We start from the raw sequence: 317 nt of genomic DNA on the forward strand, positions 1-317 counted from the left end.
TCTCGAGCAGGAGTTCGAGGCCGGCCAGAGCTACAAGCCGAACAAGGCCGACTGGCTTGACGGTGAGTGGTCGGGCCTGCGCACGGCTGACAATGCCGACGAGCAGCGCCGCGGCAAGACCGCCGTTCCGATGAAGCAGCTGAAGGAAATCGGCCGCAAGCTGGCTGAAATTCCTGAGGGCTTCCATGCGCACCGGACGATCCAGCGCTTCATGGAAAACCGCGCCAACATGGTCCAGTCGGGTGAAAACATCGACTGGGCGATGGCCGAAGCGCTGGCTTTCGGTTCGCTGGTGACGGAAGGTCACAAGATCCGCC

Annotated in this window: 1 protein-coding gene; it reads left to right on the forward strand. The window is 62.5% G+C overall.

Going from position 1 to position 317, the window contains the following annotated elements:
- Positions 1–317 (forward strand): hypothetical protein (locus SB764_RS39105; RefSeq protein WP_410866627.1); only part of this gene is annotated, 317 nt, incomplete at both ends.

Source organism: Paraburkholderia sp. SIMBA_027 (genome assembly GCF_046535315.1).
Lineage (GTDB): Bacteria > Pseudomonadota > Gammaproteobacteria > Burkholderiales > Burkholderiaceae > Paraburkholderia > Paraburkholderia tropica.